Source organism: Microbispora siamensis (assembly GCF_016863095.1).
Classification (GTDB): domain Bacteria; phylum Actinomycetota; class Actinomycetes; order Streptosporangiales; family Streptosporangiaceae; genus Microbispora; species Microbispora siamensis.
On record NZ_BOOF01000004.1, the window covers coordinates 34,542 to 56,381 of the forward strand.

Below are 21,840 nucleotides of genomic sequence, written 5' to 3' on the forward strand. Positions count from 1 at the left end.
GTCAGGAGAGCCGGATCCGGAACTCGTTCAGCCGACGCGGCACGAGCACGGGCGCCCAGGCGGGCGGGGCGCCGTCCGGGCGGATCGCGGGAAAGCGCTCGGCCAGGCCGCGCAGCAGCAGCGCGCCGGCCTGCCGGACGAGGGGCGCGCCCAGGCAGAAATGGGTGCCGGCGCCGAAGGCGAGGTGGGGATTGGGAGACCGGGTCAGCACCAGGTCGCCGGGGCGGTCGAAGACGGCCGGGTCCCGGTTGGCCGCCGCGACCACGGCGAGCACCCGCGCCCCGGCGGGAATGACCGCGTCCCCGAAGGACACCTCCGCGGTCGTCACCCTCGCCGTGAAGGGGATGGGCGCCTCCAGCCGCAGCAGCTCGTCGACCGCCGTACGGGCGAGGTCGTCGCCGCCCTCGCGAAGGGCCGCCAGGGCCTCGGGGCGGGGCAGCAGCCAGAACAGCGCGTTACCCACCATCTCGGCCAGCGGGCGCCAGCCGCCGACGACGGCCAGCGAGAGGATGCCCAGCATCTCGGGCCGGGTCAGCCGCTCGTCCGCGGCCAGCCGCCCGATCGACCCGCCGGGCCCGCGCGCCACGTGCGCGTCGAGGAAGCGGGTCAGCTCGCCCATCGCCACGCGGCCCTCCCGCGCGGCCTGCGGCCCGGCCAGCGGGTCGAGGTTGACCGAGGCCCGCCGCGCCAGGTCCGCGAAGGCCGCCTCGTCCTCGCGAGGCAGGAGCAGCGTCCGGGCCAGCACGCCGGTCGCGAACGGCTCGCCGAGGTCCCGGGTGACCTCCACCGCGTCCGCCAGCCCGTCGAGCAGGCCGTCCACGACAGTGGCGATGCCGTCGGCGAGCTCGCGCACCGCGGCGGGGCCGAGCAGGGCCATGCCGGGGGCGCGCAGCCGATTGTGCTCGGGCGGGTCGGTGGTCAGCATCGACGCGGGCAGGTCGTCGTCGCGCACCCGCTCGCGCTGTCCGAGGGCGGCCGAGAACCGGGGGTCCCTGAGCGCGCTCGCGCAGTGCTCGTGCGCCGTGAGCAGCCACATCCGGGACGTGACGTCGAAGTGGACCGGATCGTTGGCCCGCAGCCAGTCGTACGCCGGATACGGGTCGGATCTCCCCGCAGGCGAGAACGGGTGGGCCAGACCGGCCGGAAGCCGGAGGGGAGCGGTCATCGGCGGTCCCTCGGTGCTGAGCTCACAAGATCACGGGTCACACGATCACGGGCTACAAGATCACGGCACGGCCACGCTACTACAGAGTGGCCGCCGCCGGGATGAATGCGAACAACTGCGGACCGAACGGGCCAGTGGGAGGCAGCGATGCGGGTCGATGTAGTGGTCGTGGGCGCGGGCGTCAGCGGCCTGACCGCCGCACGGCGGCTGCGCGCCGCCGGTCTCGCCGTCACGGTGCTGGAGGCCAGGGACCGCGTCGGCGGGCGGGTACGCACCTACCGCCCCGGCGACGGCGGCCCCCCGATGGAGCTGGGGGCTCAGGTCGTCCACGGCGACCGCAACCCCGTGTGGGACGTGCTGGAACCGGACGCGGCCGAGCCGCTGCGGCCGGGCACGGCCCTTGTCGCCTCGGCGGGGCGGGTGCTGCCGCTGGGCGTGCTCGCCCGGCGGGGACGGCCGCCGTGGGCGGTCGAGCAGAGTCTGCTGCGGGACCCGGGGGAGGACGTGCCCGTCGCGGGGCGGCTCACCTCCGGCGCCCAGGCCGAGTGGCTGCGGCAGAACTGGGCCGCCGACCCCGAGTCCCTCAGCGAGGCGGGCATGGCCGCCGGACGCCGCGCCGACGACGTCGGCGAGGGCCGGTTCGCCGTCCGCGGAGGGTTCGACCGGCTGCCCGGCCTGCTGGCCCACGGGCTCGACGTACGGCCCGGCAGCCCGGCCAGGAGCATCGCCTGGTCGCCTGGCCGGGTGGAGGCCCGGCTCGACGAGGGCGCGGTGACGGCCACGGCGGCGGTGGTGACCGTGCCTCCGCCCGTGGTCGCGGGCGGGGCGCTCGCGATCGCGGACATGCCGGACCGCAAGCGGGCGGCGGCCGAGTCGCTGCGCCTCGGCGACGCCTGGTGCGGGGTGGTGACGCTGTCGCGGCCCGCCCCGGAGTCGGCCGTCGTGTTCGACGCCGAGGGCGGGCTCGGCTTCGTCACCTGCACCGCCGGCAGCACACGCGTCCTGGTGGTGGCCAAGGCCGGGGCCGCCGCGCGGGCGCGCGAGGCGGCCCGCGGAGGGCCGCCCCCACTGGGCCGGGTGCTGCCCTGGGCCGGGGACGCCCGGTCCGAGCACGTCGAGGCGGCCGACTGGGGCGCGGACGCCTGGGCGACCGGTGCGTTCACCTATCCCCGGGTCGGCGGCCTGTGGGCGCGGGCGGCGTGGGCGGAGCCGATGGGCGGCACGGTGTTCTTCGCGGGCGAGGCCACGGCGGCCGGTGTCCCGATGGTTCAGGCGGCCATGGCCAGCGGTGACCGCGCGGCCGGAGAGGTCCTGGAGGCGGTAGGGCGATGATCGGGAAAGTGCACACGGGCTGGTATCTGCTGGCGTTCGAGGAGGAACTCGCCGAAGGGCTGAACCCTCTGCTGCTCGGCGGGCGCAGGCTGCTCGCCGTACGGGACGGGTCGCGAATCCGCGTGTTCGACGGGCTGTGCCCGCACCGGGGTGCGGCCCTGGGCCACGGCGGCACCCTGGACGGCGACTGCGTCATCTGCCCCTTCCACGGCAAGCGGGTGGCACTCGGGGACACGGCGCGACGCTGGTCGGTCGCCGAGTACGCGGTCGAGCGGGCGGGCGCGGCGGTGTTCGTGCGGCTGTCCGCGGATGACGACCGGGGCTTCCAGCGGGCGATCAAGGAGGTGGCCGACGGCAACCTCGTCGTGGGCGCGGTGATCCAGCCGGTGGCGGTCCCTTCGGAGTACGTGGTGGAGAACGCCTTCGACGCCGAGCACTTCCACCAGGTCCACCTCGTGCCCCGGGTGATCGGCATGCGGGTCTCGCCCTGCCCCGACGGCGAGCTGGCGATCGAAGGGGAGTTCCGCACCAAGGCCCCGCCGTGGGAGCGGGAGCGCCGGCTCGACTTCGCCTCCCGGTTCTACGCCCGGGCGTTCAGTCCCAGCCTCGTCGTGACCGAGCTGGGCACCGCGGACGCGCCGTACACGATCATCACGGGCGCGGTGCCCACCTCCGGCGGCTGTGTGGGGCGGGTCGCCATCGCACTGCCGCCGGAGCGCGCCGAGGCGCTCGACGCGCTGGTCCACGGCGCGCGGTACGCCTTCGAGCAGGACCGCGTCGTCTGGGACCACCTCGATCCGGACGCGCCGCAGCGCTACGACGCCGGCGACCGGCCCGTGCTGGCCTTCCGCCGGTTCTGCGCGACCTTCGGCGCCGTTCCACCGGCCGGAACCCCTTCCGCGGCGGTGACGGGGGAGCAGGCGTGATGCGAGTGCACGCGAGCGGGAGCGGCCCGGCCGTGCTGTGGCTCCACGGCTACACGATGGACTCCTCCACCTGGCGCGACCTGTGGGCGCTGCTGCCCGGCCGGCGGCACGTCGGCGTCGACCTGCCGGGCCACGGAGGGTCCGGTCCGATGTGGCCGGGCACGACGCTGCCGGACCTGGCGGCCGAGATCGCGGCCGTCGCGCGGGCCGAGGGGGCGCACGACGTCGTGGCCCTGTCCTTCGGGTCGCTGGCGGGGATCCAGCTCGCCGTGGACGCGCCCGACGTCGTACGGCGCCTCGTCGTGGCGGCTCCCACCATCGCGGGCGCCCCCAGCGAGCCGGGGACGGCCCCGCGTTACCGCGAGCTGATGGCGTTGCGGCGGGCCGGTGCCGACGGCGCCGCGCTTGCGGACGTCTGGATGTCCTCCCCGCCCGACATCTTCCGCGGCACCCAGGCGCACCCCCGGCTGCGGGCGAGCCTGCGGACGGTCATCGCCCGGCACGGCTGGGACGAACTGCGCACCGGCGCGATGGCGGCGTTCCACCGGCACACGCATACCGACGAGGCGCTCGGCGCGATCAGGGCCGACACCCTGGTCCTCGTCGGGGACGCCGAGATGCCGACGTTCGCGGCCAACGCCGACCGGCTGGGCGGGCTCGTCCCCCGCTGCCGGGTGGTCGAGATGGCGGACGCCGGCCACCTGTGCCTGATCGAGCGCCCGGAGGCCGCCGCGCGGCTCATCCGGTCCCACCTGGAAAGGAGCCGGGCAGATGCCCAGGCGTGAGACGTACGCGCAGGGCTCGCCCTGCTGGGTGGACTACATGGCGGCCGACCCGGAGGGCGCGCGGGACTTCTACGCGCGCCTGTTCGGCTGGACCTTCGACGAGCCCGAGGAGTACGGCTATCGCCTGGCGCGGCAGGCCGGGGAGGTGGTGGGAGGATTCGGCCGGGTGCCACCGGGACGGGGGTTGCCGCCCACCTGGAACACCTACCTGGCGGCGAAGGACGCCGACGCGGTGGCCGGGCGGGTGACCGCGCTCGGCGGCACGGTGGTGTTCGGGCCGCTCGGCGCCGGCGAGGACGGGCGGTTCCTGTTCGCGGTCGACGCGACGGGGGTGTCGGTCGGTTTCTGGCAGGGGCACTGGGCGGAGGGCATCGTCCTGATCGACGAGTACGGCGCGACCTGCGGCCACGAGCTGTGGGCGGCCGATCCCGCCGCCGCCCGCGCCTTCTACGCGGGGCTCTTCGGGGAGGATCCGGGGCACGGGCGGGAGGTGCGCGGCGTGCCGCACGGCGTGTCCCCGCAGTGGGTGTCGTATTTCCTCGTGGACGACGTGCCCTCGGCGGCCGTGGCCGTGGAACGGGCAGGCGGCCGGGTCGCCGAGGCGGGGGACGACGGGCGTGAGGCGGTGGTGCGCGACCCGTGGGGCGCGCTGTTCGGAGTCAGGGACGGCCGGTCCCGCTCCGCGGGCGGAACCAGATGAAGAACGCGGCCACGAGGAGCGCCCCGACGATCACGACGACCACCCCCACGGTCTTGTCGATCATCAGCGACACGACGACCGCGATCGCGTACACCAGCGGCACGATGAGGCGGATGTTGCCCAGTCCCATGACGGCTCCCCGAGGGAAAAAGAATTCGGCGAACGCATCATCGGCCATGTCCCGGGGGCCGTCCAGGGTGATTCCGGTTATTACGCATCCGGATCCCGGGGGCGTACGTATGCGTATTCCGGGAGGTCAGATATTCAGGCCGGGCCGCAGCACGAGCAGATAGAACGCGACCACCGCGGCGTAGCCGAAAAACGCCCACACGGGAAGCCGCCAGCCGGTGCCCGGCCTCTCCTCGCGTTCGTACGGCCGGCCCGCGCTCGGCGTCATGAATCCGACCAGCGCCATTCCCGGCCCCCAGCAGCCGAGGATGCCGTAGAAGACCACCTCGGGGTCGCCGCCGAGACCGGCGGGCACCAGCAGCGCCAGGCCGATCAGGTAGGGGATCCACAGGCGCGTCACGGCCGCCTTGCGGGCGCGCGGGGTGTCCAGGGGCACGCTCGCGGGCAGCGAGTCGAGGTACATCCGGCTGAGCGGCCGCGTGACCAGGTAGAGAACCGCCATCGCGGCGGCGGCGACGAGGAACTGGACGGCGACGGGCACATGGTAGAGACGGGCCAGAACCCCGGTGTCGCCCACCGTGAGCAGCGGTGTGACCACCAGGTAGCCCAGGAACGCCACGACGCCGGTCATCGCCAGCCACATCAGCAGCAGTCGCGGATAGGAGGGCCCGCGCCGGCGGTACAGCGCCCAGCAGACGAGGCCGGTGACGAGGCTGCCGACCGGGCCGGCGGCGGCCACCAGGGCCTCCTGCGCGCGGTGTGGCGAGGGCACGTGCAACTCGACGAACTGGCCGATGGCAGGATGGAACCCCAGCGCCCGGGCGGCCAGCGCGTGTGATCCCTCGTGCAGGAACACCTCGACGAGTTGCGCCGTCGCGTACGACAGGGAGAGCGGCCCCCAGGCCGCGCGGGCGGAGGGGATGCGCGGAGCGGCGGCGTCCCGTCGGGCCGCCGGGATCTCGGGGGTGCTCGTCACCCTGTCATGGAACCAGAACCGGCAGGGCCGGTCCAGGCGCTTTCCCGCAATTGGAATTTTATTCCAATAAGACTGGAACTCGTTCTAGTGTGAGACGACGGCCGGCCCATCTGGCATATCCGTCTTACCCGTGGCCGCGGACGTCGCGTCACCGCGGGGCCGCGCGAATTTCATCGCGTGGCCGGGGAGAATCTAGAAACCCGCCAGCAGCCGCTCGGCGGCGATCTCGATGCGGTGCTGGATCTGCTCGTAGGTGCGCCGCCCGCGCAGCATCTCCAGCAACTCCTGCACCCAGACTCCCGCCAGGGAGCCGGTGAGCGCGAGCTGGTCCTCCGCGGGAAGGTTCACCGTGCGGCCGTCGGTGGCGACGCGCAGCAGCAGGCTCGCCATCCGGTCGCCGAACGGCGCCTCCACCTCCGCCATGATCAGGGAGCGGATGAGCGCGTCGGCGAGTTCCGGCTCGCGCATCAGGCCCCGGGTGGCCCGCATCAGCACGTCGACCGCGCGGCCGGCGGGGTGGGCGGCGTGCGGCGGGCGCCGCTCGATGCTGGACTCCAGCAGGTCGATCTCCTCGCCGACCACCGCCACGACCAGGTCCATCTTCGAGGGGAAGTAGCGGTAGAGCGTTCCCAGGGCGACGCCCGCGCGCTCGGCGACCGTGCGCATCTGCATCGCCTCGACGCCTCCGCGGGAGGCGAGGGCGGCCGCCGCCTGGACGATGCGCCGGCGCCGTTGGTGCTGGCTCCGCGTGCGGACCCCGGGGGTGGCCGGGGCCGGATGGCCGGCCGCGGCGGAGGGGCCTTCGGGAAGCGGTGGTGGAGCGTCGGCGACTGCATGCGAAGTGCGCATAGGAACACGTTATCTGATTTCCGCTCCTTCCGGATGGTTACCCGTGAGTCACAAAAGCGCTGGCGGCTATATGACTTTGGTGTTTCAGTCGCGTGTCGTCGCCGGTTCGTGAGCCTCCCTCTGGACAGAGATTAGAATCCGTTCTAGTTTGCGGTTCTGGGTGGGGATCCCGCCCCGCAGACAGGTCCGTGGAACACGCGGGAGGTCCGGTGGACTTCGATCTCGACGAGACCCATGCGGAGTTGCGCGCGCTGGCCGCGTCGGTGCTGGACCGGGAGGCGGACCAGGCCAGGATCGAGGCGCACGAGCGCGGCGGCCGGCCGTACGACGCGGGGGCGTGGAAGGCGCTGGCGCAGGCGGGCCTGCTCGGCGCGTGCCTGCCGCCCGAGGCGGGCGGGGCCGGGCTCGGCCCGCTCGCGACGGCGGTGATCCTGCGGGAGGTGGGGGCCCGCGTCGCGCCGGTCCCCGCGCTGCCCGGCCTGATCGCCGCGCTGACCGTCGCCGGGCACGGGACGGACGCGCAGCGGCGGGCGCTCGCGCCGTTCGGCGAGGGGGAGGAGGTGCTGACCGTCGCGTTCCGCGAGGCCGGGGCGGGCCCCGGCGACCCGCCGGCCGCGACGGCCAGGGACGGCAGGATCACCGGGCGGCCCGGAATCGTCCCGTACGCCGCCGAGGCGTCGGCCATCGTCGTGCCCGCGCTCTCCGGCGGCGAGGCCGCGCTGTTCCTCGTCCGCCCGGGGGACGCTCAGGTGCGGCCGGTGGCGACGACGACGGGGGAGCCCGCGGCCGTGGTCACCCTGGAGGACGCGCCGGGGGAGATGGTGGGGGAGCCGGGCGGCGCGGCCGTCGCCGCGCTGCGGCTGAACACCCTGGCCGCCGTGACCGCGACCGCCTCCGGGGTCCTCGCGGGCGCGCTCGCGCTGACCAAGGGACACATCGCCACGCGCAGGCAGTTCGACCGGGTGCTCGCCGAGTTCCAGGCCGTGACCATGCAGATCGCCGACGTCTACATCGCCTCACGGGCGCTCGACGTCGCCATGTGGACGGGCGTGTGGCGGCTGGGCGAGGGGTTGCCCGCGGAGCGGGACCTGGCCGTCGCCGCCTACAACGCGGCCGCAGATGCCGTACGGGCGCTCTACACCTGTCAGCACCTGCACGGCGGCATCGGGCTCGACCTGACCTATCCGCTGCATCGTCACTTCGGCCTGGGCAAGCACCTCGCCCATCTGCTCGGCGGCGGGCAGGCCCAACTCGACCTGATCGGAGCCCTGGTCTGATGTTCATCGAGCTGACGGCGGAGCAGCGGCGGCTCCGCGACGACCTGCGGGAGTACTTCGCGTCCTGTCTGACCGCCGAGCAGCGCGCCGAGATCGGCCGCGACCCGTTCGGCGAGGCGTACATGGCGCACTGCCGCAGGCTGGGCCGCGACGGCAAGCTCGGCCTCGGATGGCCGAAGGAGTACGGCGGGGGCGGTTACGGCCCGGTCGAGCAGCAGATCTTCGCCAACGAGGTGACCCGGGCCGAGGTGCCGTACCCCCTGATCACGTTGCAGACGGTCGGCCCGACGCTGATGCGGTACGGCACGCAGGCGCAGAAGGAGTTCTTCCTGCCGCGCATCCTGGCCGGAGAGTGCCACTTCGCGATCGGCTACAGCGAGCCGGAGGCGGGCACCGACCTCGCGTCGCTGCGGACGACGGCGGTGCGGGACGGCGACCACTACGTGGTCAACGGCCAGAAGGTGTTCACCTCGGGCGCGCACCACGCCGACTACGTCTGGCTGGCGGCGCGCACCGATCCGGCGGCGAAGAAGCACCGCGGGATCACCATGGTGATCGTCGACTGCACGGACCCCGGGTTCTCCTGGACGCCGATCATCACGATGGACGGCCGCCACCACACCAACGCGACGTACTACTCGGACGTGCGCGTCCCGCTCGACATGGTCGTCGGCGAGGTGGACAAGGGCTGGGACCTGATCGTCAGCCAGCTCAACCACGAACGCGTCACGCTCGGGCCCGCCGGCAACATCGGGCACACTCTCGACCGTTTCGCCCGCTGGGCGAGGACCAATCGGGGACGCGACGGCGCGCCGCTGTGGGAGCACCCCGACGTACGGCGGGCCGTCGCCGAGGTGTACGCGTACTTCCGCACGAACGAGCTGCTGAACTGGCAGGTCGCGGCGTCGATGGACCTCGGCTGGCTGGGCGCGCCCGACGCGTCGGCCACCAAGATCTACGCCTCCGAGCGGGTGCAGGACGTCGGCCGGATCGTCGGCGACACGCTGGCCCGCTTCGGCGATCCGTACGACGAGGAGACGCGCGACCTGATCGAGCGGGTGGACCGGGGCGTCAAGGGCGCGCTCGTGCTCACCTTCGGCGGCGGTGTCAACGAGGTCCAGCGCGAGTTGATCGCCATGCTCGGGCTCGGGCTGCCCAAACCGCCACGATGAGGACGCGCCCGGCGCTACCGGCGTTCCGGGCTCAGGGCGTGAACACGGTCGGCACGTTGAAGAAGACGATCAGCGCGATGATCAGGCAGATCAGGATGCCGACGACTTCCCACAGCCAGTCGTAGTGCCGGTCGCCCTTGCCCCGGCGGCCCCTGCCCGCGCTCCTGCTCGCCGTGCTCCTGCTCGCCGTGTGCTTGCGGCCCTGACGGCGGGAGGCGGCGGGCGCGGGAACGCGGACCGCCGCGGCGGCCGGGTGCACCAGGGTGTCCGTCTTCGCCGGAGGCTCCTCGGCGGCACGCTCGCCGTCCGCCTCCGCCGACGGCTCCTCGGCGGGGAGGAAGGGCTCGGCGAGCTGTTCCGAGGGTCGCTCGGCCTCCCGGGGCGCGGGCGCGAACGCGTCCACGGGGGGAACGGCCGGGAGAAGCGACTCGGCGGGCGGTGTCAGCGTGGCCTCGCCGGACGGCTCCTCGGCCCGTGAGAAGCCGGACGGCTCCTCGGCCCGTGAGAAGCCGGACGGCTCCTCGGCCCGTGGGAAGCCGGACGGCTCCTCGGTCCCTGGCAAGGCGCCGGTGGACTCGGCCTGCCGCGGCGTGCCCGCCGTCTCGGCCGTACGGAACGCGTCGAAGGGCACGGCGAAGCGGAGCGTGTCGAACAACGCCTCCAGCGGCTCAGCCGGGCGCGGGGCGGCGCCGAAGGCGTCGAACGGCTCCGCGGGGCGGGGTGCGCTGGAAGTCCCGAAGGCGTCGAAGGGCTCTGCCGGGCGCGGGGCGGTGCCGAACGCGTCGAACGGTTCCGCGGGGCGGGGTGCGCTGGAAGTCCCGAAGGCGTCGAAGGGCTCCGCCGGGCGCGGGGCGGTGCCGAAAGCATCCAAGGGCTCCACAGGGCGAGGCGCGCCCGTGGTGCCGAAGGCGTCGAACGGGTCCGCGCGATGTGAGGCATCCGACGTGCCGAACGCGTCGAACGGCTTGGCGGTGGTCTCCGGGACCTCCGGGGCGGGCGGCGGCGTGGCGGGCGCGGTCTGCGGGGGTTCCTGCGCGGACGGCTGCGGCTCCACGGGCGCGGCCAGGGCCGCCGGTCGCTCCGCGGGCGTGGGCCGCCCGGTGCGCTTCCTGCGCAGACGGCTCTCGCCGAGCGAGTTGAGCAGCGCACCGCGCAGCCGGGGCATGGGCTCGGTCGTCGCCTCGTGCTTGGCCCTGCGCCGCGAGCCCTGGGGCTGCGCGATGGCGTCGGTCTTGACCACGCACGTGTTGGTGACCTGGTCGGGGTCGCTCAGCGGCAGCGGCCAGGTCGGAGTGGTCGGCCACAGCCTCTTGGTGACCAGCCCGGAGGACTGCTCCCCGCCCGTCGTGGCGCTCCCCGGCTCCTCGTACGGCAGCGCGGAAAGCACCCGGTCGCGTACGGACGCGCCCGGCCGCCGCCAGGGCAGCCGGGCCAGCACGTCGCCGAGGGGGGAGACGCCGATGGCGTCGTAGACCTCCGCGACGGAGGCGGGCACGAACGGCGCCGACCTCGCGGCGGTGACCGCCGTCTCCAGCGTCTGGGCGAAGCGGCGCGCCGCTCCCGCGATCAGCTCCTCGGCGGTGTCGGCCGCGACATCGAGGACCAGCGCCAGTTCGGGCGCCGTGAGGCCGCACACCTCCGACAGCAGCAGGACCTCCCGCTGGTGCGGCCGGATGTCCCGGAACACCCGCTCGATCAAGGAGGTGGCGGGGTCGGCGACGGAGTCGACGGCCGGCAGCGCGTAGCTGACGTCCCGGCGGTAGATCTCCCGGCGCCCCAGCGCGTACAGCGCGGCGCGCGAGGGCGGCTCGGCGGTCGGAGCGGCGGTGAAGACGGCCACCACGGCGTCGGCGGCGGACGCGGTCTCACCGAGCTGGTCGTGGCAGTAGGCGAACAAGCCCGCGGCGTGACGCTCGTAGAGCTCGGCGATCAGCTCGCTCCTGGAGCGCTGACCGGTGAGCGGTGGAGTCACGACCGGCTCCTCTGTATTTCGTGGCTGGTCCTATCGGAGGGACGCGGCGGAGGGACGGGAGAGGCGTGAGAGTAATCATGCCAACACATCACCGCGCCACGCATCATGAGATGCCCTATTGATAGATATCTAGGCCCGGATATCGGAGGTTCCCACCGTAGGCTGGCCGCCGGGTGGTGTGTCCGGAACGGGTCGCGTTTGGATATCGGGGAGGTTGACGGGGAAGAGCGAGTAGGCCTCCCGACGTTGCCTTGGTCGCACACTCTTTCGGAGGGCGAGACGGCGTGATCACGTTCGAAGACGTCACCAAGCGCTACCGGGACGGCACGGTGGCCGTGGACGACCTCAGCATGGAGGTGCCCACGGGTGCGATCACCGTGTTCGTGGGCCCCTCCGGCTGTGGCAAGACCACGTCGCTGCGGATGATCAACCGGATGATCGACGCCACCTCCGGCCGCATCACCCTGGACGGTCAGGACGTGCGCGAGATCGACCCGGCCACGCTCCGGCGCGGCATCGGGTACGTGATCCAGCAGGCGGGCCTGTTCCCGCACCGCAAGATCGTGGACAACGTGGCGACCGTGCCGTACCTGCTGGGCTGGAACAAGAAGAAGGCGCGCGCCCGCGCGATGGAGCTGCTCGAGCTGGTCGGGCTCGACCCCGGCCTGGCCCGCCGCTACCCCTTCCAGCTCTCGGGCGGGCAGCAGCAGCGTGTCGGCGTGGCCCGGGCGCTCGCGGCCGACCCTCCGGTGCTGCTCATGGACGAGCCGTTCAGCGCCGTCGACCCGATCGTGCGGGCCAGCCTCCAGGACGAGCTGCTGCGGCTGCAGTCGGAGCTGCGCAAGACGATCGTGTTCGTCACCCACGACATCGACGAGGCGGTCAAGCTCGGCGACACGGTGGCCGTCCTGCGCGTCGGCGGGCGGCTGGCCCAGATGGCCGGCCCGGCCACGCTGCTCACCGAGCCCGCCGACGACTTCGTCCGCGAGTTCCTCGGCCGCGACCGCGGCATCCGGCGGCTGTCGTTCATCTCGGCCAAGGAGGTGCGGCTGAGCCCGGCACCGTCCGACCTGGAGACCGACGAGAACGGCGGGCCGCTCGGCTGGCGGACCGCGGACGGGCTCGCGGCGTACGGCACCTTCAATCCCGAGACCGACTCGCTGCGCGTGGCGCTCGACGCCGCGTTGCTGTCGCCCAACGGCACCGCGGTCGCCGTGGACGAGGAGGGCCGCGTGCGCGGCGTGGCCGGCCGGGACGCGATCGACGAACTGCTCGCCGAATACGCGCCGCCCGCCGCCGGCCCCGCACGCGGCGGCGCAAGCGGCTCGGGCGGCGGCTCCTCCTCCGGCGCCGGCGACTCCGAGGGGGCGCCCGCGTGACCGAGGAGCCCCTGGTCCGCTGGGACTGGATCGCGCGCAACTGGGCCAACGGCGGCCCCACCGCGATCAGCGCCCTGCTGGAGAACCACGTCGTGATGGCCTTCCTGCCCGTGCTGTTCGGGCTGGTCGTGGCTCTGCCGCTGGGCCTGGCCTGCGTACGCTGGCGCTGGCTCTACCAGCCGACGGTCGCGCTGATGAACGTCACCTACTCGCTGCCGTCCCTCGTGCTGTTCTCGATCTTCCTGTCGATCACCGGGCTCACCCGGTCGACCGTCGTCATCCCGCTGACGTTCTTCGCGCTCGCGGTCCTGATCCCCGCCGTGGTGGACGGCCTGGCCTCGGTGCCCGACCCCGTACGGCAGTCGGCGGTGGCCATGGGGTTCCGGCCCGTGCGCCGGCTGCTCCGGGTCGAGTTGCCGGTCGCGGTGCCGGTGGTCCTGGCCGGGCTGCGGGTCGCGACCGTGTCCAGCATCAGCCTGGTCAGCGTGGGCGCGCTGATCGGCCAGGGCGGGCTGGGCAACCTGTTCATCGACGGCTGGCAGCGGCAGTTCTACACCCCCATCGTGGTCGGGATCGTGCTCATCGTCGTGCTCGCCGTGCTCGCCGACGGGCTGCTCGTGCTCGCCCAGCGGCTGCTGACCCCCTGGTCCCGGGCGAGGAGGACGGCGTGAACTGGCTGGCCGACTTCTTCGGCGACGCGGCGCACTGGTCGGGCCCGGACGGCATCCCGGTCCGGCTGCTGGAGCACCTGGAGTTCTCGGCGGCGGCCTTCCTCGTCGCGGCGCTGATCGCCGTGCCGCTCGGCCTGCTCATCGGCCACACCGGCCGCGGCGCGCTGCTCGTCGTGGTCGCGGCGAACGCCGCCCGGGCCCTGCCGACGCTCGGCCTGCTCGTGCTCGTGGTGCTGCTGGCGGGCGTGGGGACCGTCCTGCCGGTGCTGATCCCGCTGATCGTGCTCGCGGTCCCGCCCATCCTGGTGAACACGTACGAGGGCGTGCGGGGGGTGGACGCCGACCTGCGCGACGCCGCGTACGGCATGGGCCTGCGCGGGCGTCAGGTGCTGTTCCAGACGCTGACCCCGGTCGCGCTGCCGCTGATCCTGCTGGGCCTGCGCCTCGCCGCCATCCAGGTCGTCTCGACCGCCACGGTCGCGGCGTTCGTCGGGCTGGGCGGGCTCGGCCGGTTCATCATCGACGGCCTGGCCACCAAGACCTACGCGGACGTGATCGGGGGAGCGGTCCTGGTGGCCGCCCTCGCCCTGGCCGTCCAGTTCGCCTTCGTCCTGCTCGACCGGGTGGTCGTCTCGCCCGGTGTCCGCCAGGTCCGCTAATCTCGCTATTATCCCCCTAGAATGAAGGGATTTTCTGGTATGAGGCGTATTATCGGCGTCGCGGCGGTCGCCCTGGCCGCGGCGCTCTCGTTATCGGCCTGCGGGGGCTCCGACCCGCTGTCCACGACCGCGTCCGCCGCACCGTCGGAGTCGGGCTCGGGCGGCGCGGCCGCGGCCAAGGTCGTGGTCGGCTCCTTCAACTTCCCCGAGAGCGTCCTGCTCGCCTCGATCTACGCCCAGGCCCTGCAGGCCAAGGGGGTCACGGTCGAGGAGAAGCCCAACATCGGCAGCCGCGAGGTCGTCTACGACCAGATCAAGAGCGGCGGCCTGACCGTGCTGCCCGAGTACGCCGGGTCGCTGCTGGCGTTCGTCGACAAGTCCAGCACGGCCAGGACCAAGGACGAGATCCTCTCGGGCCTGAAGGCCAAGCTGCCCCCGGAGCTGGAGATCCTGGAGCCCGCGGCGGCCGAGGACAACAACTCCCTCACGGTCACCAAGGCCACGGCCGACAAGTACAAGCTGACGACCATCGAGGACCTGGCCAAGGTGGCGAAGGACTTCGTGGTCGGCGGGCCGCCGGAGTTCAAGCAGCGCCAGGAGGAGAACTTCAAGAACGTCTACGGCCTGGAGTTCAAGCAGTGGAAGCCGACCGGGGACACCACCGCTGACGCGATCAAGAGCGGCACGGTCCAGGTGGGCAACGTGTTCACCACCGACCCCAAGATCGTGCTGAACGACCTCGTGCCGCTGCAGGACAACAAGAACGCCTTCGGCTCGGAGAACGTGACGCCCCTCGTCTATAAGGCCGGGGTGAACGACACCGTGACCTCCACGCTGAACGCGGTCTCCGCCAAGCTCGACACCCAGACGCTGGTCTCCCTGATGAAGCGGATCTCCGTCGACAAGGACGACCCGCCCGTGGTGGCCAAGGACTGGCTCACCCAGAACGGCCTGCTGTGACGTGAGCGGGGGCCCGAGTCCTCCGGGCCCCCGCTCCGCTCACCAGTTCAGCGGCAGCGTGGCGATGAAGTCGTCGAGCCGCTGGGAGATGATCCGGTGGTCGTGGGCCGAGGGGTGCCAGTCGCAGCCGCCGTAGTCCAGTTCCGAATTGTCGTAGTACCAGTAGCGGACCCGGTCGTCGCCCCGCTCGTTGCGTTCCTGGACGATCTGCCGCGCCGCGTCGGCGAACGCCGTCGTGTTGTACATGTAGGTGGCGCTGACCACGATGACCGCGCGCTTGCCGTACCGGGCCCGGAGCTTGTCGATGAAGCCGTGATAGGCGGTCTTGTACGCGGAGACCAGGGTTTCCGGCGTCCACGGCTCGCCCGGGTTGATCGCGGTGGAGAAGTCGTTGATGCCGAGGCCGATCACGACCAGTTGCGGGTGCCAGGTGCCCGGGTTCTTCCAGACGTCGCCGGGCACGCCGATCAGGGCCCGGTCGTAGTAGGTGCGGTAGTCGGTGCCCGGCTCGACACCGTTGTAGTTGCGCACCATGCCGCGGCCGGAGAAGGCGTTGATCTGGTAGTCGGCGCCGAGGCGGCGCGCGGTGAGGGCGCCGAAGCTGAGGTCGGTGTTGGTGTTCCTGTCGATCTGGCCCGGCGCGGGGCAGTCGCGGGTGTCGGACATGTTGCCGTAACCGGCGGTGTAGGAGTCGCCGATGAACTCGATCTGCCGGCGACGGCCGGCCGGAGGGGGAAGGACGGCGCCGCCGGGGGCGGCGACGAACCCGCCGAACTCACCGGTGGACCACGGGCTCTCGGTGCGCTTGACGAGCCGCACGCTGTGCACGCCGCGGCTCAGGTTCCCGGCCCAGTACGTGGTGCGGCCGGGGGTCACCAGGGTGGCGACGGTGGCGCCGTCGATCTGGACGTCGTAGTCGTTCACCGCGTCGTCGATCACGATCCCGACGCCGGTGCCGCGGAAGCGGCCCTCGAAGTAGACGCCGGGCCAGCTGTACCGCACCGAGTTCCCCACGACCTCGACCCGGCCGGCGGTGTGCGCCGTGGCAGGCGCGGGTTTGCCTACCGCCGTCGTCTCGGGCGAGGTGGTGGCGTGGGCGGCCGCGGGCAGCAGCGCGGCGGTCAGCGCCAGCACGGCCTGCGCCGCCTTGAGCGTGTGTCGCACGGTCTCTCCTTCTCCCCGCCCGTGGACGCCGCGGGCCGTCACACCCGGCCGGGCCCCGTGCGGGCGGCACTGAACGTTTCACGGACGCGGGTGCGGCGAGGGGTGCCGATGGCGACCGCGGCGCGGCGGCACGACGGGCCGCCGGGCCGCGGATCTTCGGCCGGGGCGCGGATGACGTGGGGGTCAACGCCCACCCTTCGCGTCGGATCGGACGAGGCCGCCGGCGAGACCGGAAACGCTCCCCGGGCCGGCGCCGAGTGCAGAGTGATCGCCCCCGCCCTGATCGTCAAGACCGCGCCCCGCCGGCCCACCGGCTCGCCGCCCGGCGTGCCCGTTCAGCCGGAGAGGGCGAGTTCGACGACGTCGGCGACGGCGCCGTCGGCGCACGCGCCGACCACGACGTCCGCCGCGGCACGGACGTCCGGGTGGCCGTCGCCGACCGCCACCCCGAGCCCGGCCATCGCGATCATGTCGATGTCGTTGGGGTTGTCCCCGACCGCGGCGATCTGTTCGAGCGGCACGCCGTGGGCCGCCGCCAGCGCGCGGAGCGCGGTGCCCTTGGTCGCGCCCTCCGGCAGCACCTCCAGGTAGGTGGCCTCGGACCGGACCGTCACGGTGCCGGGGATCGCCAGTTCGGGGAGCGGGTCGCCGATCAGCATGCACTTGGTGATCCCACCGGGCGGCAGGGCCGACCAGTCGCCGGGATCCCGCAGGTCGATGCCGTCGCGCCGGGCGTAGTCCCGCAGCTCGGGCACGTCGTCCACGGCCAGCGCCTCGCCGCCGCAGAACGCCACCGGATAGACGCCCTCGGGCAGGTCGCCGAACATCCCCAGCAGCGTCCGCCACGCACGCGGCGGCAGGTGACGGGAGCGCAGCACGGCTCCCGTGCCGAGGTCCACCGTACGGGCGCCGTTGTAGAGGATCGCCGCCCCGTCGAGCCCGAGTTCGTCGTAGAACGGCCGGGCCGACAGCTCCATCCGCCCGGTCGCGATGACGACCTCCCCGCCCGCGGCGCGGAAGCGGCGCAGCGCGTCCCTGCTGGCCGGCACCATGGCGAGGTCGCGCCCCACGAGCGTGCCGTCCAGGTCGGTCACGATCCAGCGGATCACGAGGCCACCTGTCCCGAGGCCGCCCCCGCCGCCACCGCGGCCGAGATGTCCGGGAAGACCTCGGCCATCACCGACCCGGCGAGGTCGAACCCGCCGACGCACGCGACGTAACCGCCGGGGGTGAAGACGCTGCCGGACAGCGGGACGAACACGCCGCCCGCCTGCCGGACCAACAGCGACCCGGCCGCCACGTCCCAGGCGTTGATGTTCGTGCCGTGCGCGACGTCGGACCAGCCGGCGGCGACGTGCGCGAGCTTCATGGCCGCGCTGCCTGGCCGGCGGGTGGTGGCGAAGGCGTGCTGGATGCGGGCGAACCGGTGCAGCGCGTCGTCGCCTTCCGCCGTGAGGTCGCGGGGAGTGGGGTAGCTGGACAGCAGCACCGCCTCCCGGTCGGTGCGGGCGCCGGAGCTGCGCAGCGGCACGCCGTTGCAGAAGGCCCCGCCGAGCGAGGCGGTGAACTCGTCGTCGCGCACCGGGTCGTAGACGACGCCCGCCACCACCTCGTCGTCCACGGCGGCGGCGATCGAGGTGCAGAAGAACGGCAGCCCGGCCGCGAAGTTCGCGGTGCCGTCGATGGGGTCGACGTACCAGCGGACCTCGCCCTCGCCGCGTACGCCGCCCTCCTCGCCGACCACCACGCTGCCCGGGCACAGGCGGTCGATGACCTCCCGGATGCGGGCCTCGGCCGCCTTGTCGTGCTCGGTCACCGGGTCGTGGAAGTCGCGCTTCGTGGTGATCTCGGGTCTGGAGCGGAAGGCGTGGCGGAGCAGGTCGCCGACCGATCTGGCCGCCCTGACCGCGATGGCGGCCAGCTCACGTGAGGTGTTCAGGTCCATGTCTCCTCCAGCAAAGTCAGCAGGCCGCGCGGGTCCTCCACGGTCGCCTGGGGGCTCTGGCGCACCCGGTAGGGGATCTTGTCGGTGCTGCCGGAGACCATCAGGACGGTCGCCCCGACTCCGGCCCTGGCGCCGCACACCACGTCGCGGTCGTAGTTGTCGCCGACGTACCAGACCTGTGCGGGGTCGGCACCCAGGGCCCGGCAGGCGATCCAGATCATCTCGGGGTTGGGCTTGCGCACGCCGACCTCGTCGCTGTAGACCTGCACGGCCACCTGGCGGTCGAGCCCGGCCGTCGTCATGAAGTCGCGATGGACGGCGCCGCACAGCGCGTTGCTGACGATCGCCGGGGTGACGCCGTGCGCCCAGCAGGCATCGAGCAGCTCCTCCATCCCCGGCCGCAGCTTGCGCCCGCTGCGCAGCTCGCCCATCCGGCGGCACAGCGGGGTCGCCTCGGCGGTCACCAGGGTGCGGGCCTGCTCGGGCCAGTCGCCGGCGACGTAGTCGGCCCAGAACTCCCGGTGTGTCATCTCCTCGGGCGCGAACCGCCGGGAGGTCGAGTCCTTCCAGTACTTGTCGGCGCGCGCGCCCGCCTGGATGTCGCTTTCGACCTCCTCCGCAGTGAGGCCGTCGAAGCCCGCCCGGCGCAGGAGTCCGTGCACCTCGGCGGCGAGCTCGGCCGCCCAGGACGGGCGGCGGGTGGTCTCCACGATCACGCCGCCGAAGTCCAGCAGCAACGCCACGGGCCTGATCACGCCACAGCTCCCATTCCGTCCCAGGCGGACAGCCGCGCGCCGTCCGCGCCGAACAGGTGCATCCGCTCGGTCCAGCAGGTCACCACGTCGCCGGGGGCCGCCTCGACCGGGGTGTAGGACACCGCGTACAGCTCGGTGTCGAGCACGCGCAGCCGTACGGTCCAGGACGACCCGGCCGGCAGCACGGCCTCGACGACGGCCTCCTCGCACCAGGTGGCGCCGGGCGGCGGGCCGAGGCGCAGCGCCTCGGGCCGGATGCCGACGGCGGCGGGGGAACACTCCGGGAGGCGGGACTCGGCGAAGCGCAGCAGCGACCCGGCCAGGCCGGCGGGGGACGGCCCGACGTCGACGATCACCATCGGCGGGCTGCCGACGAACTCGGCGACGAAGCGGTTGGCGGGCCGGTCGTACATGTCCATCGGCGCGGCCACCTGCTGCAGCTCGCCCTCGTTCATCACCGCGACGTCGGTGGCCATCGTGAGGGCCTCCAGCTGGTCGTGGGTGACGAAGACGATCGTCGCGCCCGACTCCTCGTGGATGCGCTTGAGCTCGGCGCGCATCTCCAGGCGCAGCCGGGCGTCGAGGTTCGACAGCGGCTCGTCGAGCAGCAGCACGGAGGGGTTGACGGCGAGCATGCGGGCGAGCGCGACGCGCTGCTGCTGGCCGCCGGAGAGCTGGGAGGGGTAGCGGTCCATGGCGGCGTCGACGTGCACCATCTTCAGCGCCGCCTCGGCCCTGGCCCTGCGCTCGGGGGCCGGCACCTTGCGCATGCGCAGGCCGAACTCCACGTTGTCGCGTACGGACAGGTGGGGCCACAGCGCGTAGTTCTGGAAGACCAGGCCCATGCCGCGCTTCTCCGGCGGGACGTACAGGCCGCGTTCGACGGAGTCGAGCACCCGGTCACCGACGGCGATGGTGCCGGCCGTGGGCTGCTCCAGACCGGCGATCATGCGCAGGGTCGTGGTCTTGCCGCAGCCGGAGGGCCCGAGAAGGCACATGAACGCGCCGTCGGGGACGGTGAGGTCGAGGTTCTTCACGGCGTGCTCGCCGCCGCCGTAGCTCTTGGCGACTCCGGTCAACGTGATGGCTGGCATCTATCCTCCTAGCCCGGACGCCAGGCTGCTCTTGGTCAGCCGCTGGGTCAGGTACGTCATGGTGAAGGAGACCAACGCGATGACGAGGACGACCGCGTTGGCGAGCTGGGTGTATCCGTAGTCCACGAGGCCGATCGACAGCGTCGTGAGCAGTTCCGTGCCGGTCGTGGTGAGCATGACCACGATGCTGAGCTCCTTGAGCCCGGAGATGAACGGCAGCACGATCCCGGTGACGAGCGCGCCCTTCTGGATCGGGAAGATGATCCGTCCCATCCGCTGGAACCAGGGGGCGCCGGCGATCTGCGCCGCCTCCTCCGGCTCCCGGCCGAGCTGGGTCATCGCCGCGATGCCCGAGCGCGAGCTGTACGGCAGGTGGGTCACCGCCATGACCAGGATCAGCAGGAACGTCGTGCCGTACAACGCGGGGATCGGGCCGCGGGCCACGGCGAACAGCGACAGCGACGCGGCGGCGAACGCGATGCCGGGGACGAGGTAGGGCAGGAAGGAGACCTGGCGGAGGAAGAAGGCGACGCGCGGGGCCGTCCCGCGCACCACGACGTACCCCACCAGCAGCCCGGCGACCGCGCAGATCACCGAGGCCAGGCCGACGATGCGCAGGGAGTTCCACGCCGCCGCCCACAGCTCAGAGCCGCGGAAGACGCCGTGCGGGAACCCGACCGCCCCGGGCAGCCGCTCGGCGAACCAGTAGTCGAGGGTGAAGGTCGACAGGTCCAGCGGCGTACGGGTGACCGTGGACAGCAGCAGCGTGAAGACCGGGACCAGCACGCTCACGCCGAAGACCACCAGGCCGAGCGCGAACGCCGGCCAGCGCAGGCGGCGCAGGTCGCTCAGCCGGTCCATGCTGCCCTTGCCGCCGACCGTGACGAACCGGCGGTGCTCGCGGGTCATCCGGGTGTCGGCGAGCACGATCACCACCCCAACGACCACGATGACCGTGGCGAGCACCGAGGCCACGCCCGTGCTGCGGTCGCGGATCGACTGGAACAGCCCCGTCGACAGCACCCGGAAGTCGGCCGGCAGCCCCAGCACGTACGGCGTGCCGAACGTGCCGAGCACCCGGCCGACCACGAGCAGCACGGCCGACGACAGCGCGGGGAGCATCAGCGGGATCACGATGCGGCGCACCACCGTGCGCTGGGGCGCGCCGAGGATGCGCGCCGAGTCCACGAGCTGCGCGTCGATGCGCCGCAGCGCGTTGCCGACCAGGAGCAGCACGAACGGGTAGTAGTGCAGCCCGAGGGTCACGATGATCGGGAGCGCGCCGTACGCCAGCCAGTCGGGCGTGTGCACGCCCCGCGCCTGGAGGAACCCGACCTGACCGCCGGCGCGCTCGTTCTTGAACAGGGTGAGCCACGCCAGCGAGAAGGTCCACGACGGCAGCATGTACGGGATCACCAGCGCGCCGGCCAGCCACTTGCGTCCCGGCACGTTGGTGCGGGTCACCAGCCACGCCATGCCGCCGCCGAGTACCAGGGCGAACAGCACGGTGCCCAGCGCGACCACCAGCGTGTTGAGCAGCGGCTGCCAGAACAGCAGCCCGCTGATCTGGGAGCGGAAGACCCGCCAGAGGTAGTAGCCGGTCCATTCGCCGACCGCCTGCCCGGCGTGCACGTCGTCGCCGTACTGCAGGCGGAAGGCGTCGGACAGCACGGCGACCAGCGGCGCCACGACGAGGTAGCCGAGCAGGACGACGAGGATCAGCCCGAGCGCGGCGGTCGGGTCGTGGCGCAGGACGCGCAGCCGATAGAGCAGCCTGCGCGATCTGGGTGGTCGGGGCGGCGTCTCCGCCTTGGTCACAACAGCCATGGGGGGTACTTCCTTCGAGGTCGGGGACCGCCGGGGTGCGGGGCCCCGCTTTCAGCGTTGCCGGGATGTCGGGAAGGGGCGGGGATCGGGCCGTCGGGTCTCT

The 21,840-nt window shown here is 73.0% G+C and carries 21 protein-coding genes; 10 read left to right on the forward strand and 11 right to left on the reverse strand.

Annotated elements, in window-relative coordinates; all coding sequences use genetic code 11:
• Position 1: 1 nt before the first annotated feature.
• Complete coding sequence (locus tag Msi02_RS04545; RefSeq protein WP_204047209.1) at positions 2 to 1,165, reverse strand: cytochrome P450; 1,164 nt, start codon at positions 1,163 to 1,165, stop codon at positions 2 to 4.
• 105 nt (positions 1,166 to 1,270) lie between these two features.
• On the opposite strand from Msi02_RS04545, the gene Msi02_RS04550 reads away from it, so the two are divergent.
• The 4 genes from Msi02_RS04550 to Msi02_RS04565 are packed head-to-tail and all read left to right on the forward strand — an operon-like array spanning position 1,271 to position 4,908.
• A complete protein-coding gene (locus Msi02_RS04550; protein ID WP_204047210.1) occupies positions 1,271 to 2,497 on the forward strand; it encodes a flavin monoamine oxidase family protein in 1,227 nt (408 codons plus the stop codon).
• Positions 2,494 to 3,423, forward strand: coding sequence for a Rieske 2Fe-2S domain-containing protein (locus Msi02_RS04555; protein WP_204047211.1), 930 nt, complete (start codon positions 2,494 to 2,496; stop codon positions 3,421 to 3,423). The genes Msi02_RS04550 and Msi02_RS04555 overlap by 4 nt, the downstream gene beginning before the upstream one ends.
• Positions 3,423 to 4,208: an alpha/beta fold hydrolase gene (locus tag Msi02_RS04560; RefSeq protein ID WP_239108172.1), complete on the forward strand. Its 786-nt coding sequence runs from the start codon at positions 3,423 to 3,425 to the stop codon at positions 4,206 to 4,208. The genes Msi02_RS04555 and Msi02_RS04560 overlap by 1 nt, the downstream gene beginning before the upstream one ends.
• Positions 4,195 to 4,908, forward strand: coding sequence for a VOC family protein (locus Msi02_RS04565; protein ID WP_204047213.1), 714 nt, complete (start codon positions 4,195 to 4,197; stop codon positions 4,906 to 4,908). Before Msi02_RS04560 ends, Msi02_RS04565 begins: the two co-directional genes overlap by 14 nt.
• Here Msi02_RS04565 and Msi02_RS04570 read toward each other — a convergent pair.
• The 3 genes from Msi02_RS04570 to Msi02_RS04580 all read right to left on the reverse strand — a co-directional run bounded on the left by Msi02_RS04570 (position 4,868) and on the right by Msi02_RS04580 (position 6,862).
• The gene (locus Msi02_RS04570; RefSeq protein WP_179155554.1) at positions 4,868 to 5,038 is read right to left on the reverse strand and encodes a hypothetical protein; all 171 of its coding nucleotides are present in this window, start codon (positions 5,036 to 5,038) and stop codon (positions 4,868 to 4,870) included. The genes Msi02_RS04565 and Msi02_RS04570 overlap by 41 nt on opposite strands.
• A 126-nt stretch (positions 5,039 to 5,164) precedes the next feature.
• Positions 5,165 to 6,013: a zinc metalloprotease gene (locus Msi02_RS04575; RefSeq protein WP_204047214.1), complete on the reverse strand. Its 849-nt coding sequence runs from the start codon at positions 6,011 to 6,013 to the stop codon at positions 5,165 to 5,167.
• A 192-nt stretch (positions 6,014 to 6,205) separates the two neighbouring features.
• Positions 6,206 to 6,862 (reverse strand): TetR family transcriptional regulator, encoded by a 657-nt coding sequence (locus Msi02_RS04580; RefSeq protein WP_079320580.1) that lies wholly within the window; start codon positions 6,860 to 6,862, stop codon positions 6,206 to 6,208.
• A 209-nt stretch (positions 6,863 to 7,071) separates the two neighbouring features.
• Between Msi02_RS04580 and Msi02_RS04585 the strand changes: the two genes are divergently transcribed.
• Positions 7,072 to 8,139: an acyl-CoA dehydrogenase family protein gene (locus tag Msi02_RS04585; RefSeq protein WP_204047215.1), complete on the forward strand. Its 1,068-nt coding sequence runs from the start codon at positions 7,072 to 7,074 to the stop codon at positions 8,137 to 8,139.
• Positions 8,139 to 9,311 (forward strand): acyl-CoA dehydrogenase family protein, encoded by a 1,173-nt coding sequence (locus Msi02_RS04590; protein WP_204047216.1) that lies wholly within the window; start codon positions 8,139 to 8,141, stop codon positions 9,309 to 9,311. The genes Msi02_RS04585 and Msi02_RS04590 overlap by 1 nt, the downstream gene beginning before the upstream one ends.
• 31 nt (positions 9,312 to 9,342) lie before the next feature.
• Here the strand turns inward: Msi02_RS04590 and Msi02_RS04595 are convergent, their stop codons facing one another.
• Complete coding sequence (locus tag Msi02_RS04595) at positions 9,343 to 11,283, reverse strand: hypothetical protein (protein WP_204047217.1); 1,941 nt, start codon at positions 11,281 to 11,283, stop codon at positions 9,343 to 9,345.
• 284 nt (positions 11,284 to 11,567) lie between these two features.
• On the opposite strand from Msi02_RS04595, the gene Msi02_RS04600 reads away from it, so the two are divergent.
• From Msi02_RS04600 to Msi02_RS04615, 4 genes are read left to right on the forward strand one after another with little or no spacing between them, the layout of a single operon-like run.
• Complete coding sequence (locus Msi02_RS04600) at positions 11,568 to 12,662, forward strand: ABC transporter ATP-binding protein (RefSeq protein ID WP_204047218.1); 1,095 nt, start codon at positions 11,568 to 11,570, stop codon at positions 12,660 to 12,662.
• Positions 12,659 to 13,333 carry an ABC transporter permease gene (locus tag Msi02_RS04605; RefSeq protein WP_204047219.1) on the forward strand — a complete coding sequence of 225 codons (675 nt, stop codon included), beginning with the start codon at positions 12,659 to 12,661 and terminating at the stop codon, positions 13,331 to 13,333. The genes Msi02_RS04600 and Msi02_RS04605 overlap by 4 nt, the downstream gene beginning before the upstream one ends.
• The gene (locus Msi02_RS04610) at positions 13,330 to 13,992 is read left to right on the forward strand and encodes an ABC transporter permease (protein ID WP_079316752.1); all 663 of its coding nucleotides are present in this window, start codon (positions 13,330 to 13,332) and stop codon (positions 13,990 to 13,992) included. Before Msi02_RS04605 ends, Msi02_RS04610 begins: the two co-directional genes overlap by 4 nt.
• A gap of 39 nt (positions 13,993 to 14,031) precedes the next feature.
• Positions 14,032 to 14,952, forward strand: coding sequence for an ABC transporter substrate-binding protein (locus Msi02_RS04615; protein ID WP_204047220.1), 921 nt, complete (start codon positions 14,032 to 14,034; stop codon positions 14,950 to 14,952).
• Between the two features lie 39 nt (positions 14,953 to 14,991).
• Here Msi02_RS04615 and Msi02_RS04620 read toward each other — a convergent pair whose 3' ends face one another.
• From Msi02_RS04620 to Msi02_RS04645, 6 genes are all read right to left on the reverse strand, one after another.
• Positions 14,992 to 16,116 carry an SGNH/GDSL hydrolase family protein gene (locus Msi02_RS04620; RefSeq protein WP_204047221.1) on the reverse strand — a complete coding sequence of 375 codons (1,125 nt, stop codon included), beginning with the start codon at positions 16,114 to 16,116 and terminating at the stop codon, positions 14,992 to 14,994.
• A gap of 335 nt (positions 16,117 to 16,451) precedes the next feature.
• The gene (locus Msi02_RS04625; RefSeq protein ID WP_204047222.1) at positions 16,452 to 17,225 is read right to left on the reverse strand and encodes a Cof-type HAD-IIB family hydrolase; all 774 of its coding nucleotides are present in this window, start codon (positions 17,223 to 17,225) and stop codon (positions 16,452 to 16,454) included.
• Complete coding sequence (locus Msi02_RS04630; protein ID WP_204047223.1) at positions 17,222 to 18,061, reverse strand: inositol monophosphatase family protein; 840 nt, start codon at positions 18,059 to 18,061, stop codon at positions 17,222 to 17,224. The genes Msi02_RS04625 and Msi02_RS04630 overlap by 4 nt, the downstream gene beginning before the upstream one ends.
• Positions 18,052 to 18,816, reverse strand: coding sequence for an HAD family hydrolase (locus tag Msi02_RS04635; protein WP_204047224.1), 765 nt, complete (start codon positions 18,814 to 18,816; stop codon positions 18,052 to 18,054). The genes Msi02_RS04630 and Msi02_RS04635 overlap by 10 nt, the downstream gene beginning before the upstream one ends.
• Complete coding sequence (locus Msi02_RS04640) at positions 18,813 to 19,910, reverse strand: ABC transporter ATP-binding protein (RefSeq protein WP_204047225.1); 1,098 nt, start codon at positions 19,908 to 19,910, stop codon at positions 18,813 to 18,815. Before Msi02_RS04640 ends, Msi02_RS04635 begins: the two co-directional genes overlap by 4 nt.
• Positions 19,911 to 21,737, reverse strand: coding sequence for an ABC transporter permease (locus tag Msi02_RS04645; RefSeq protein WP_204047226.1), 1,827 nt, complete (start codon positions 21,735 to 21,737; stop codon positions 19,911 to 19,913). It abuts the gene before it with no gap.
• Positions 21,738 to 21,840: the final 103 nt, after the last annotated feature.